The organism is Pseudomonas sp. TWI929, from assembly GCF_039673335.1.
Lineage (GTDB): Bacteria > Pseudomonadota > Gammaproteobacteria > Pseudomonadales > Pseudomonadaceae > Aquipseudomonas.
Genome location: NZ_JBDJLK010000030.1, coordinates 1 through 13106, shown reverse-complemented (window position 1 = coordinate 13106; position 13106 = coordinate 1). Strand labels below are relative to the sequence as shown.

Annotated in this window: 12 protein-coding genes; 9 read left to right on the top strand and 3 right to left on the bottom strand. The window is 64.0% G+C overall.

Going from position 1 to position 13106, the window contains the following annotated elements; genetic code table 11:
* Nucleotides 1-45: 45 nt before the first annotated feature.
* Nucleotides 46-984 carry a GntR family transcriptional regulator gene (locus tag ABE456_RS14360; RefSeq protein WP_346644504.1) on the top strand — a complete coding sequence of 313 codons (939 nt, stop codon included), beginning with the start codon at nucleotides 46-48 and terminating at the stop codon, nucleotides 982-984.
* On the opposite strand, the gene rraA is transcribed toward ABE456_RS14360, so the two are convergent.
* Nucleotides 981-1457: a ribonuclease E activity regulator RraA gene (gene rraA, locus ABE456_RS14355; RefSeq protein ID WP_346644503.1), complete on the bottom strand. Its 477-nt coding sequence runs from the start codon at nucleotides 1455-1457 to the stop codon at nucleotides 981-983. The genes ABE456_RS14360 and rraA overlap by 4 nt on opposite strands.
* 249 nt (nucleotides 1458-1706) lie before the next feature.
* On the opposite strand from rraA, the gene ABE456_RS14350 reads away from it, so the two are divergent.
* The 4 genes from ABE456_RS14350 (at nucleotide 1707) to ABE456_RS14335 (ending at nucleotide 5989) form a co-directional block, all read left to right on the top strand.
* Complete coding sequence (locus ABE456_RS14350; protein ID WP_346644502.1) at nucleotides 1707-2777, top strand: isocitrate/isopropylmalate dehydrogenase family protein; 1071 nt, start codon at nucleotides 1707-1709, stop codon at nucleotides 2775-2777.
* A 106-nt stretch (nucleotides 2778-2883) separates the two neighbouring features.
* Complete coding sequence (otnK, locus tag ABE456_RS14345; RefSeq protein WP_346644501.1) at nucleotides 2884-4155, top strand: 3-oxo-tetronate kinase; 1272 nt, start codon at nucleotides 2884-2886, stop codon at nucleotides 4153-4155.
* Nucleotides 4152-4787, top strand: coding sequence for a 3-oxo-tetronate 4-phosphate decarboxylase (gene otnC, locus ABE456_RS14340; RefSeq protein WP_346644500.1), 636 nt, complete (start codon nucleotides 4152-4154; stop codon nucleotides 4785-4787). The genes otnK and otnC overlap by 4 nt, the downstream gene beginning before the upstream one ends.
* A 161-nt stretch (nucleotides 4788-4948) precedes the next feature.
* Nucleotides 4949-5989 carry an AbrB family transcriptional regulator gene (locus ABE456_RS14335; RefSeq protein WP_346644499.1) on the top strand — a complete coding sequence of 347 codons (1041 nt, stop codon included), beginning with the start codon at nucleotides 4949-4951 and terminating at the stop codon, nucleotides 5987-5989.
* Between the two features lie 31 nt (nucleotides 5990-6020).
* On the opposite strand, the gene ABE456_RS14330 is transcribed toward ABE456_RS14335, so the two are convergent.
* Both ABE456_RS14330 and ABE456_RS14325 read right to left on the bottom strand, forming a co-directional pair.
* On the bottom strand, nucleotides 6021-6953 hold the full coding sequence (locus ABE456_RS14330; protein ID WP_346644498.1) for a GntR family transcriptional regulator: 933 nt from the start codon (nucleotides 6951-6953) through the stop codon (nucleotides 6021-6023).
* A gap of 113 nt (nucleotides 6954-7066) precedes the next feature.
* A complete protein-coding gene (locus tag ABE456_RS14325) occupies nucleotides 7067-8365 on the bottom strand; it encodes an OprD family porin (protein ID WP_346644497.1) in 1299 nt (432 codons plus the stop codon).
* 210 nt (nucleotides 8366-8575) lie between these two features.
* Between ABE456_RS14325 and pyk the strand changes: the two genes are divergently transcribed.
* The 4 genes from pyk (at nucleotide 8576) to ABE456_RS14305 (ending at nucleotide 13064) form a co-directional block, all read left to right on the top strand.
* Nucleotides 8576-10024 (top strand): pyruvate kinase, encoded by a 1449-nt coding sequence (gene pyk, locus ABE456_RS14320; protein WP_346644496.1) that lies wholly within the window; start codon nucleotides 8576-8578, stop codon nucleotides 10022-10024.
* A gap of 24 nt (nucleotides 10025-10048) precedes the next feature.
* On the top strand, nucleotides 10049-10846 hold the full coding sequence (gene tpiA / locus ABE456_RS14315; RefSeq protein WP_346644545.1) for a triose-phosphate isomerase: 798 nt from the start codon (nucleotides 10049-10051) through the stop codon (nucleotides 10844-10846).
* Between the two features lie 64 nt (nucleotides 10847-10910).
* Nucleotides 10911-12536 carry an NADP-dependent glyceraldehyde-3-phosphate dehydrogenase gene (locus tag ABE456_RS14310; RefSeq protein WP_346644495.1) on the top strand — a complete coding sequence of 542 codons (1626 nt, stop codon included), beginning with the start codon at nucleotides 10911-10913 and terminating at the stop codon, nucleotides 12534-12536.
* 177 nt (nucleotides 12537-12713) lie between these two features.
* Nucleotides 12714-13064, top strand: coding sequence for a hypothetical protein (locus tag ABE456_RS14305; RefSeq protein ID WP_346644544.1), 351 nt, complete (start codon nucleotides 12714-12716; stop codon nucleotides 13062-13064).
* Nucleotides 13065-13106 lie beyond the last annotated feature (42 nt).

Genomic DNA, 13106 nt, shown 5'->3' with positions numbered 1-13106 from the left:
GGCTGTTTTTCGCGGCTCGCCGCCCGTTGCTCGAAGCACCAGGACATGACCTCCAAGATAAAAACGGACCTCGCCGGCCAACTCGCACCGAAGATCCTCGACATGGCCCGGGCCCGCTCGATGCGCGCCGGCGACCCACTGCGCGAAGAAGCCTTCGCCAAGGAACTGGGCGTGTCGCGCTCGCCGGTGCGCCGCGGCTTTGCCTTGCTCGAAGACCTCGGCCTGGCGGTCAAGGAGCCCAACCGCGGCTATTTCCTCACCCGCGATGCCCGCGACATCGACGTACGCAAACTGCCGCTGGATGTCGATACCTTCGAAGACTTCTACCTGCGCGTGGTCGACGATGTACTGGCCAGCGAGATCAGCACCTCGTTCTTCGAAGCCGAGTTGCTGCGCAAGTACGACGTGCCTCGCGGCCAGTTGCTCAAGGTGCTCAACCGCCTGGCCAACGAAGGCATGATCGAGCGCAACCCGGGCCAAGGCTGGAGCATCAACAGCTTCCTGCACGACTCCGAAGCGCATATCCAGAGCTACCGCTTTCGCATGGCCATCGAGCCGGCGGCGCTGCTGGAGCCCGGCTACAAGGTCGACACTGCGGCCTTCGCCAAGGCCCGGCGCACCCAACAAGAGCTGCTCGACGGCGATATCTTCACCCTGTCGCGTTCGCAACTGTTCCACATCGGTTCGCAACTGCACGAGCTGATCGTGCGCTGCTCGGGCAACACCTTCTTCCTTGAGGCAATCCGTCGGCAGAACCAACTGCGCCGGTTCATGGCCTACCAGTCCAACGTCGATCGCCCGCGGTTGATCAGCCAGTGCAAGGAGCACATCCAGCTGCTCGACTTGATCGAACAGGGCCGGCGCGAAGAGGCAGCGGCGTTCCTGCGCGAGCACCTGGATGTGGTCAGCCGGCTCAAGGCCGCTCGCGAAGCCCAGGAAGCCCGCGACCTGAAGCAGGCGCTGGCAGTCGCCGACCTGGGCTAGGAGCACGGCGCGTCGAGCACCACCACCCCATCATCGTCGCCATACAGCCAGTCACTGGCGGCGATGGTCTGCCCGGCGAAGGTCACGCTCAGGCCCACCTGCCCTTCGTTGCGTTTGACCGATTTGCGCGGGGTCACGCCCAGCGCCTTGATTGCCAGCGGCAGCCCTTGCAGCACGGCCTTGTCACGCACATGGCCGTACACCAGCACACCCGCCCAGCCGTTGCGCGCTAGGTCTTCGGCGATGTGGTCACCGAACAGCGCGCAGCGCTCGCTGCCACCCCCGTCGATCACCAGCACCTTGCCCTGCCCTGGCTGACTGCTCAGCTCCTTGATCCGTGAGTTGTCCTCGAAGCACTTCACCGTCACCGCCTGCCCCTGGAAATCCCGTTTACCGCCCAGGTCAACGAATACCGGCGCCAGCAACCGGGCCCGCTCGCCCAGTTCGTCGCACAGGTCCGTGGTCTTGATCATGTTGCACTCTCCTCTGTTCAGTAGGTCAGTTGCCGAAACAAATGTTGCACGAATTGGCTTTCTATGCAATAAAATGCAAAGTCGAACACGAAGGCCAATCCACGGTGCACAGCAGGACCGCACCTGAACCCGTACTGGACGACTGACCTTTAATGTATTTCGTAATCATGACGTACACAAATGAGTGTCATCGATCAAACGCCTTGATCCTCAACAGAACGCCCGAATAAAAATGGTTAGGAGAGTGTGATGCGAATTCTGGTTCTTCCCTGCGACGGTATCGGCCCCGAGATCGTGGAGTCGTCGATGGCGGCATTGCACGCTGCCAATGGCAAGTTCGACCTGGGCCTGTCGTTCGACTACGACGACGTCGGCTTCGTCAGCCTGGAAAAGTACGGCACCACCCTGCGAAACGAAGTGCTGGAGAAGGCCAAGACCTACGATGGCATCATCCTCGGCACCCAGTCCCACGCCGACTACCCGGCCCCGGAAAAAGGCGGGCGTAACGTTTCGGCGGGTTTCCGCATTGGCCTGGACCTCTACGCCAACGTGCGCCCGGCGCGTACCCGCAGCTTCCTCGAATCGAACATGAAACCAGGCAAGCACATGGACCTGGTGATCATGCGCGAGGCCACCGAAGGCTTCTACCCGGACCGCAACATGAGCCGCGGCTGGGGTGAAGTGATGCCCTCGCCCGACATGGCTCTGTCGACCCGCAAGATCACCCGCCACTGCAGCGAACGCATCGCCCGCCGCGCTTTCGAACTGGCGATGAAGCGCAAGCGCAAGGTCACCGCGATCCACAAGGCCAACAGCTTCCACATGACCGATGGCCTGTTCCTGGAATGCGTGCGCAACGTGGCCAAGGATTTCCCGGAGGTGCAACTGGACGACCTGCTGGTGGATGCCTCCACCGCCCACCTGGTGCGCAGCCCGGAGCGCTTCGACGTACTGGTGGCGACCAACTTCTACGGCGACATCATCAGCGACCTGGCCAGCGAGCTGTCCGGCAGCCTGGGCCTGGCCGGTTCGATGATGGCCAGCGACATCCACTGCTGTGCCCAGGCCCAGCACGGTTCGGCGCCAGACATCGCCGGGCAGGACAAGGCCAACCCGGTGTCGATGATCCTTTCGGTGGCCATGCTGCTGCAGTGGATGGGGGAGCACCACGGCAAACCGGCGCTGTTCGAGGCCGGCAAGGCCATGGAGCAGGCCGTGGACGTAGTGCTGGAAGACCCGGCCAAGCGCACTGCCGACCTCGGTGGCCAACTGGGTTGCCGTGCCTTCGGCGAAGCCGTGGCGGCGGTCATCGCCGGTTGACCGCGCTTGGCGGCACGCCCATGCGTGCCGCCAAGCGCCCTTCCCTACCTGAACAGGCCTGCGTTCCGAGCCCCATGCATTCGGCGCCAGGCTGGAGGAACTGGCCGTGAGCCAACCGATTCTGGGCTGCATCGCAGACGACTTCACCGGCGGCACCGACCTTGCCAGCATGCTGGTACGCGGCGGCATGCGCACCCTGCTGGTGATCGGCGTACCCGCCGGGCCGATCGACAGCGACGCCGATGCCATCGTCATCGCCCTCAAGACCCGCACACTGCCCGCCGCACAGGCGGTCGAGCAATCCCTCGCAGCACTTGCATGGCTCGAGGCCGCCGGCTGCCGACAGTACTTCTTCAAGTACTGTTCCACCTTCGATTCCACCGCGCAAGGCAATATCGGCCCGGTAGCCGATGCCTTGCTCGACGCGCTGGACACACCATTTGCCCTGGCCTGCCCGGCCTTCCCGGAAAACCAGCGCAGCCTGTTCAATGGCCACCTGTTCGTCGGCGACACGTTGCTGAGCGAGTCCGGCATGCGCCACCACCCGCTCACGCCGATGACCGATGCCAACCTGGTGCGCGTGCTGCAACAGCAGACGCCGCGCAAGGTCGGCCTGGTCCGCCAGGCCACTGTCAGCCAAGGTGCCGCCGCAGTGCGCCAGGCCTTGGCCGATACCCAGGCAAGTGGCTGTGGCTATGCCATCGTCGATGCCATCAGCAACACCGACCTGATGGTGATTGGCGAAGCCGCCAGTGAGCAGCGGCTGATCACCGGTGGTTCAGGCGTTGCCCTGGGCCTGCCGGGCAACTACAAACGCGCCGGACTGCTGGCTGATGCCGCCTGCGCGGCAGCATTGCCAGCAGTCGAGGGTTTGGCGGCGGTGCTCTCCGGCAGCTGCTCGGTGGCCACCAACGGCCAGGTCGCGCATTGGCGCGACAGTGGCAAACCCAGCTTCGCCCTCGACCCGCTGCGCCTGGCCGAAGGCCATGACCTGGTGACAGAAGCACTGGGCTGGGCCCAGCCACTGCTGGCCCAGGGCCCGGTGCTGGTTTATGCCAGCGCACCGCCAGACGCGGTAAAGGCGGTGCAGGCCCGGCTGGGCGTGGAGGCCGCCGGGGCAATCGTCGAGCGCGCCCTGGCGCAGATCGCCGTCGGCCTGCTGGAACTGGGCGTACGCACCTTCGTGGTAGCGGGTGGCGAAACCTCCGGTGCAGTGGTCAAGGCCCTGGGCGTCGAGGCGCTGCGCATCGGCCCGTCGATTGCCCCCGGCGTGCCCTGGACCCTCAGCCAGAGCCAGGCCCCTGTGGCTTTGGCGTTGAAGTCGGGCAACTTCGGCGGCCCAGGCTTCTTCACCCAGGCCTTGGAGCTGGCGCCATGAACGAGAGCAAGCAACGCGAGGACATCGTCCTGCTGGGCAAGTCGATGTACGACCGCGGCCTGACCCACGGCGGCACCGGCAATATCAGCGTGCGCCTGGACGATGGCTGGCTGCTCACCCCCACCGGGTCCAGCCTGGGCCGGCTGGACCCGGCGCGGCTGACCAAGCTCGACTGGGAGGGCCGCCATGTCAGCGGCGACAAGCCATCCAAGGAGCTGATGCTGCACCTGGCCATGTACCAGGAACGGCCCACCAGCGGTGCGGTGGTGCACCTGCACTCAACGCACTCGGTGGCGGTGTCGGTGCTCGACGGGCTGGACCCGGACGACCTGCTGCCGGCCATTACCGCCTATTACGCCATGCGTGTCGGCAAGCTGCCGCTGGTGCCTTACTACGCACCCGGTGACCCGGCACTGGCCGAAGCGGTGCGGGCGTTTTCGGGCAAGCACCACGCCATGCTGCTGGCCCACCACGGGCCGGTAGTGGCGGGCAGCGACCTGCATGCGGCGGTGGATGCCACGGAAGAGCTGGAGGCAACGGCGCAGCTGTTTCTGCTGATTTTCCAGCATAAGTTCCGCACCTTGACCCCGGAGCAGGTGGCGGAGTTGCGGAGGCAGTATCCGGTCAAGTGATGCGTTTTCCGGGCAATTTGGGGGGCGCTTTGCGCCCCATCGCGACACAAGGCCGCTCCTACAGGAGAGCGCGGTCCCCTTGTAGGAGCGGCCTTGTGTCGCGATGGGCTGCGAAGCAGCCCCAAAAATCTCACCCTCCCCGATAAACACCAGGAGACCCCATGTTCAAAAGCCTGAAAACCTGGTGGGCCACCCCGCTGGTAGGCACCGCGGGCGCCTTCCTCGCCAGCGCCGCCCACTGGCCCCTGCCATGGATCATCGGCTCGATGCTGGCCGTGATCATCGTCCGTTGCAGCGGCTGGGCCATCGCCGAAATTCCCAATGGCCGCAAGTCTGGCCAATGGCTGATCGCAACCTCCATCGGCCTGCACTTCACCCAGCCGGTGGTGCATGAAATTGCCGGGCATTTCCTGCTGATGCTGGCCGCCGCCTTCGTCACCCTGTTGCTGGCCCTGGCCGGCATCGCCTTCATGCACCGCCGCGGCATGGACCTGACCACCGCCTACTTCGCCTTCATGCCGGCCAACTTCGCCGAGATGATCCAGCTGGGCATGCGCTACCGGGCCAACGTCAGCCAGATCGCCGCCGCGCACAGCATCCGCCTGGTGCTGATTGTGCTTATTGTACCGCCAGCGATGTTCCTGCTGGTGCACGCAGCGCCTGGCGCCGTGCAAACGCGCCTGCCAGCCGACTGGCTGTGGCTAGGGCCGATGCTGGCGGGCGGAGTGCTGGTGGCCTTGTCGTGGAAGCGCCTGGGGTTGCCTAACCCATGGATGTTCGGGCCGATGGCCTTGTGTGCGGTGCTGACGGCAAGTTTCGACCTGCGCATGGCGCTGCCGGTGGAATTGAGCCATTACGGCCAGTTGATGATCGGCTGCGCGCTGGGCAGCTTCTTCGACCGCGGTTTTTTCCGGCGCTCGCCGCTGTACCTGGCCAAGGTGGTGGCGTTCACCTTGTCGATGATTACTTGCACCTTCCTGTTTGCCTGGGGCTTTGCCTGGTTGTCGGGTAGCGGGTTGTTGACGCTGCCATTGGGGATGATGCCGGGCAGTGCCACCGAGATGTACCTGACGGCCGAGGCGCTGAACCTTGGGGCGGGGATGGTGACGGCGATGCAGATCATGCGCCTGGTAGTAGTGATGCTGTGTGCGGAGCCGCTGTTGAAAGTGTGGTTGGGGCGGCGGGCAGCGGTCGAATCCTGAGATTGCCGGGGCCGCCTCGCTGCCCCGAAATTCAGATTTCCACGACAACATTCGGCACAACCTGCCCCTGCGCCGCCCGACGCAGCTCCAGGATGGGCGACTTGCGCGCAAACGACCCGCTGAGGTGGCGCTTCATCAGGTGCGCCGCCTCCAGGTTGTCGCCTTCCTCCACCAGTTCGACCATGCGCAGGTGCTCGGCACACTGGGTATACAGGCGCTTGCGGTCGATCATCGAGCGGTATTCGATCAACCGGCGCATGTTGTTCAACTGCCTGAGAATCATCAGGTACAGCGGGTTGCCCGACAGCTTGATCAGCTCTTCATGAAAACGAATGCCTGACTTCAGCAACATGTCCGCAGGCAGGGTGTCGATACCGCCCGCCAGCAAATCGCTCTGCTCCTTCTTCAACCGGCGCAGCACCTCCAGGTCGCAGATAAAGCTGCTTTCCAGCAGCGCCGCCGGCTCGATAAGAGCGCGCACGCGGTAGATCTGCTCCAGTGTCTCCGGGGTCTTGGCCACGTCGAGGAAACGCCAGCCATAGCCCGGCTTGGGCTCCGCCCAGCCGACCTTGGCCGCCCGGTTGAGCATGTCGGTCACCTGGAACTTGGTCAGGCCATAGCGGTCGCGCAGGTACTTTTCGGTCACCTCTGCCGGGATGGCGTCGTTGAGCCAGTCCTCGGATAGCCGGTAGTACTCGGGCGGCTCTTCCAGCGAAGTGACTTCGTCACTGCCGGGCACCACCTCACCGGGCATCTCCAACACGAAGAAGCCCCGGTTGGGGATCTGCTCCAGCAGTTTCTGCTCGGCAAGCGTGGTCAGTGCCTCGCGCGCGGGCGAGCGCGACACCTGGAAGCTATCGGCCACCTTCTGCGCACTGAGGTGCGCGCCCGGGGCCAGTTCGCCCAGCTGAATCTTTTGCCGGATTTCAGAAACGATTCTCTGGACTAAGGTGCTCGATGCCATGTACCTGAACCAATCAAAGGTAAGTGTTTGCGCTGCCGGATCTGCGCCACAGTATACGCGAGCGGCCACGGCGTTGCCCGGGCAACGCCGCCGCCTGGTGGGCGCTGCCGGCATCAGAGGATGTCGAACGGGTACTCCACGATCAGGCGCAGTTCATCCACATCGCCCTCGCCCTGCGCCGCATTGGCGCGGTGGGTGGCGTGGCGCAAACGCAGCGAAAGATCCTTGGCCGCGCCAGACTGCACCACATAGCGCAGGTCGAGGTTGCGTTCCCAGTGCTCGCCGCCCTGCCCCTGCAAGCCGGCATAGCCGCCCAGCGGGTCGGCCTGGCTGCCGTCAATGTCGTCGCCCTTGATGTAGCGGGCCGAGAACTTCAGCCCCGGCACGCCGTAGCTCGCCAGATCCAGGTCATAACGCAGCTGCCAGGAGCGCTCGTGGGCGCCATTGAAGTCGGAGTAGTTCACCGAGTTGGCGAGAAAGATCGAGTCACCGCCCACATAATCGAACGGTGTGTCACCGTCGACTTTCTGGTAGGCCGCCGTCAACTTGTGCGCACCAAAGGCATAGCCCACCGCAAAGCTGTAGGTAGTGTTGTCGATCTCACCCTGCAAAGCCTTGCCGGTGTCGCGGGTGCGGTACAGGTTGAAGTCGAAGTCCAGCGCCTGGCTATCGCTCAACGGCAAGACGTACAGCAGGTTGCCGTAGTACTGCCGCCAGGTTTCGGCGAAATCGGCCGCGTACAGGCTGGCATTGAGCTGCGGGGTAATTGCGTAAGTGCCTCCGACAAAATCGATGGCCTTGCCAACCTTGCCCTCGCCGTAGTTCAGGTACAGCTCATCGTCGTGGTTGCTGGAGTCGCGCAGTTTGTACGCGGTGAAATGCCCGGCATCCAGGCGCAGCCCTTCTACCTCCTGGCTGGTCAACAGCGCGCCGGTTGCTGTCTCGGGCAGCAAACGCGAGTCACCGGTGGCAAACACCGGAAGCTCGGTGCGCATGTCGCCATAGCGCAATTCGGTGCTGGACAAGCGCGCCTTCAGCACCCCCCCTGCACTGGCATAGCTGTCTTCAGGGCGACCATCACTGTCGACGGGCAGCAGGTCGGCCCCCGAGCGCCCACGACCACCGTCGAGTTTCAGGCCGAGCAGGCCATGGGCATCCACGCCCAGGCCCAGCGTGCCTTGGGTGAAGCCCGACTGATAGAACGCCAGCTCCCCCTGTGCCCACTCCTCGCGGTAGCTCTGGTCGCCGGCAGCGGCATCGCGGAAGTCGCGGTTGAAATAGAAATTGCGGGTGAGCAGGCGAAGGCTGCTGCCCTCGATGAAGCCTTTTGCCTCGGCTTGCTCCGAAGCTTGTGCCAGACCGCTTGAAAGGCACAGTGCCAACGCCGTAAGGCCAACTGATGCTGCATGCATGGTGGGTATTTCCTGGTTTAGAAGGTGTTGCCCGCGCCGTGCAGCTGCGGGCTTTGTTGTTGTCGATCTAAAACGCAGCCCAAAAATAACATTGCATTTTAAAACGTCAATATGCCAATCTTGATTTACAAATTGAGCAATATTTGTACGTGCGAATTTTTATATCCAATAAATCCGATACAGCCGCAGCCCTTGAAGGAACCCCTCCTGATGCAGCGCAGAACAAAAATTGTTGCCACCCTGGGACCTGCCACCGAATCACCCGCCGCCATCGAGGGCCTGGTCCGCGCCGGTGTGGACGTGGTGCGCCTGAACTTCTCCCACGGTTCGGCAGCCGAGCACATAGCCCGTGCCGAGCTGGTGCGGGAAATGGCGCACAAGCATGGCCGCTTCGTCGCCATCCTCGCCGACCTGCAAGGCCCGAAAATCCGCATTGCCCGCTTTGCCCAGGGCAAGGTCCAACTGAGCAAGGGCCAGCGCTTCGTGCTGGATGCCTCGCTCGACAAGCAGGCAGGCGACGCCCACGCAGTGGGCATCGACTATGCCGCACTGGTCAGCGACAGCCGCGCGGGCGACATCCTGCTACTGGACGACGGGCGCCTCGAACTGCAAGTGCTGCAGGCCGAGGCCAGCCGGCTGGTGTGCGAGGTGCTGGTCGGTGGCCCGCTGTCCAATAACAAAGGCATCAACCGCAAGGGCGGCGGCCTGTCCGCCAGCGCACTGACCGACAAGGACCGCGAAGACATCTGCACCGCCGCGCGCATGCAGGTCGACTACCTGGCGGTGTCATTCCCCCGCGATGCCAGCGACATGCACCTGGCGCGGCAGTTGCTGCACGCCGCTGGTGGTGAAGCCGGGCTGGTCGCCAAGATCGAACGCGCCGAGACCGTCGCCGACCCGGCGGTGCTCGATGGCATCATCGAAGCCAGCGAAGGCGTGATGGTGGCCCGCGGCGACCTGGGTGTGGAAATCGGTGATGCCGAACTGGTGGCAGTTCAGAAGCTGATCATCGACCGTGCCCGTAGCCTGAACCGCGTGGTGATCACCGCCACGCAGATGATGGAATCGATGATCAGCCAGTCACTGCCCACCCGTGCCGAAGTGTTCGACGTGGCCAACGCGGTACTCGACGGTACCGATGCGGTCATGCTGTCGGCAGAAACTGCCACGGGTGCCTATCCGGTGGAAACCGTCCAGGCCATGGTGCGGGTCATAGCCGGTGCCGAACGCCACCCGCAGGCACAGCGTTCCCGCCACCGCATGGACGAAGTGTTCCAGCGTATCGACGAAACCATCGCGCTATCGGCCATGTACGCAGCCAACCACCTCAGCGGGGTCAAGGCCATCATCAGCCTGACCGAAACCGGTGATACCCCACGCCTGATGTCGCGCATTCGCTCGCACCTGCCGATCTACGCCTGCTCCGGCAACCCGCGCACGCAACACCGGGTGGCCCTGTTCCGTGGCGTGCAGACCTTGCCGTTGAACACCGAGCAGATGCCACTGGCTGAAATCAACCAATGCGCGGTGGACGCCTTGCTGCAACGCCAGGTGGTGAGCCATGGCGACCTGGTGCTGATCACCCGCGGCGACCACGCGAACGACCAGGGTGGTACCAACACCCTGCGTATCGTGCGGGTGGGTGATGCCATTCGCTGAGCAGCCAGGAGAACCTTGATGAACATGTCAACCCGCAACACCCTAGCGCCTGGCCCGAAACTGGTCATCGCCAACTGGAAGATGCACGGCACCCACGCCGGTAATGCCCGGCTGATCGACGCCTTGCTGCCCAGCCTGCCGCCCATGCCTGGGGTACAAGTGGCGATCTGCCCGCCAATGCCCTACCTCGCCCAGCTGGCCGGGCTGCTGAGCCGCACCGGCATCAGCCTGGGGGCGCAGAACATCAGTGAGCGCGCCGAGGGCGCCTTCACCGGCGAAGTCAGCGGGCAAATGCTCGCCGACCTGGGCTGCGGCTACGCCCTGGTCGGGCACTCGGAGCGTCGCAGCCTGTATGGCGAGACCGATGCACAGGTGGCCATGAAGTTCGAGGCCGCGCTGCGCGCCGGCCTGACCCCGGTGCTGTGCCTGGGTGAAACCATCCACCAGCGGCGCGCTGGCAATACCAACGCGGTAATCGGCTCGCAGCTCAAGGCGGTACTGGAGCAGGTTGGCATGGCGCAGTTGGCCAAGGGCGTGATCGCCTACGAGCCAGTGTGGGCCATTGGCACTGGCGAAACCGCCAGCCCGGCGCAGGCACAGGCGGTGCATGCGCACATCCGCCAGTTGCTGGCCGCGCAGCCCCCCGCAACCGCGGCGCGCATACGCCTGCTGTATGGCGGCAGCGTCAAGGCCGAAAACGCCGCGCAGCTGTTTGCCCAAAAAGACATCGACGGCGGCCTGATCGGCGGCGCCTCGCTGGACGCTGATGCGTTCGCGGCCATTTGCCGTGCGGCCATAACGCCCCCCATCTCACAGATCTAGCGGCCCGCTCCCACAGAGGGCCGAGTAAGCCTTTGAAATTTGAGTACAACAACAAGGACCTACCATGAGCGCCAACTCTCGCTTGACTACCCTCTTCCCCACCGCCGAACAAGTCCCCCCGGCCTACCGCCTGGCCGAACCACTCCACCAGCGCGAGTACCTGGTCGACGGCCAATTGCGCCACTGGCCCGGCGCCGTTGCCACCGTCCATAGCCCGGTGCACCTGGCCAGCGATAACGGCGACCATCCAGTCGTCCTCGGCAGCGCCCCATTACTGGGTGCCGACGCCGCGCTTGACGCTCTGGATGCAGCAGTGCGCGCCTATGACAACGGCCAGGGCAACTGGCCAACCCTGCACGTCGCCGAGCGCATCCAGCATGTCGAAACCTTCCTGGCACGCATGCGTGAGCAGCGCCAGACCGTGGTCAAGCTGCTGATGTGGGAAATTGGCAAGAACCTCAAGGACTCGGAAAAGGAATTCGACCGCACCTGCGACTACATCGTCGACACCATTAACGCCCTCAAGACACTGGATCGCCGCTCCAGCCGTTTCGAACTGGAACAAGGCACCCTCGGCCAGATCCGCCGGGTACCACTGGGCGTCACCCTGTGCATGGGGCCATATAACTACCCGCTCAATGAAACTTTCACCACGCTGATCCCGGCGCTGATCATGGGCAACACCGTGGTGTTCAAGCCGGCCAAGTTCGGCGTGCTGCTGATTCGCCCTTTGCTCGAAGCGTTCCGCGACAGCTTCCCGCCGGGGGTGATCAACGTCATCTACGGGCGCGGCCGCGAAACGGTGAGCGCGCTGATGGCCAGCGGCAAGGTCGACGTGTTCGCCTTCATCGGCACGCACAAGGCCGCCAGCGACTTGAAGAAACTGCACCCGCGCCCGCACCGCCTGCGCGCTGCGCTAGGGCTGGATGCCAAGAACCCAGGTATCGTGTTGCCCGACGTCGACCTGGACAACGCCGTCAGTGAGGCCATCACCGGCGCGTTGTCATTCAACGGCCAGCGCTGCACGGCACTGAAGATCCTGTTCGTACACGAGAACGTGGCCGACGCCTTCCTCGCCAAGTTCAACGACCAGTTGGCGGCGCTCAGACCCGGCATGCCGTGGGAGCCTGGCGTGGCGCTGACACCGCTGCCCGAGCCCGGCAAGGTCGACTACCTGGCCACCCTGGTCGCCGATGCCCAGGCCAAGGGGGCCAAGGTGGTCAACCCTGGCGGCGGCGAGGCACGGGGTTCATTCTTCTACCCGGCACTGCTGTACCCGGTTAAGTCCGACATGCGCGTGTACCACGAAGAGCAGTTCGGCCCGCTGGTACCGGTGGTGCCCTACCGCGACCTGCAGACGGTGATCGACTATGTGCTGGCCTCTGACTACGGGCAGCAGGCAAGCATCTTCGGCAACGACAGTGCCCAGGTTGGCCGGCTGGTCGATGCCTTGGCCAACCAGGTCGGGCGCATCAACATCAACGCGCAATGCCAGCGTGGCCCCGATACCTTCCCGTTCAATGGCCGCAAGAACAGCGCCGAAGGCACCCTGTCGGTACATGACGCCTTGCGCGTATTCTCCATCCGCACGCTGGTTGCCACCCGCTACCAGGCGGACAACAAGGCCCTGGTCAGCAACATCATCCAACGCCGCGAGTCCAGCTTCCTCACCACCGACTATCTGTTCTGAGGCGCAAAAGTTCTACAAGTTGTTGCTGCAGCGAACTTTTTCTCGTTTGCCGGTCTATGTGGAAGGCACAGAAAGGTAGCGGCACGCGAGACAAGGTTCGCCCCACACCTGCTGGCCAGATGGCTCAATTGTTATCAGAGGTTGGCTTCGCTCATGAAAATACATGTCGCTAGGTTGATGCTGCTCGGCCTGTTCTCGTTCGCGGCGATGGGCACGGCATCGGCAACACAAATGAAAGCGCCTGCGGCCGCGGCCCCGGCTGTTCAGTCACCGTTGCAACCTGCCGCCAACCCCTGGTCCAGAGTGGCCAGCGTGGCAGATGTGCACCCGGCTACACTGCTGGCGCACGACGACGACCGCTGGCACGACCACCGCAGCGACTGGCGCCGCGAACAGTGGCGCCGTGAGCAAGCCCGAAGGGACTGGGAGCGCAGACGTGACTGGGAACGGCGCCGTGACTGGGAACGCCGGCATGAGCGGGCCATGCAACAGCGTCATTACGACGACCACCGTTACTACCGCCGCTGACCGTAAGCGGCTAACGCACCCCCTGTAGGAGCGGCCTTGTGT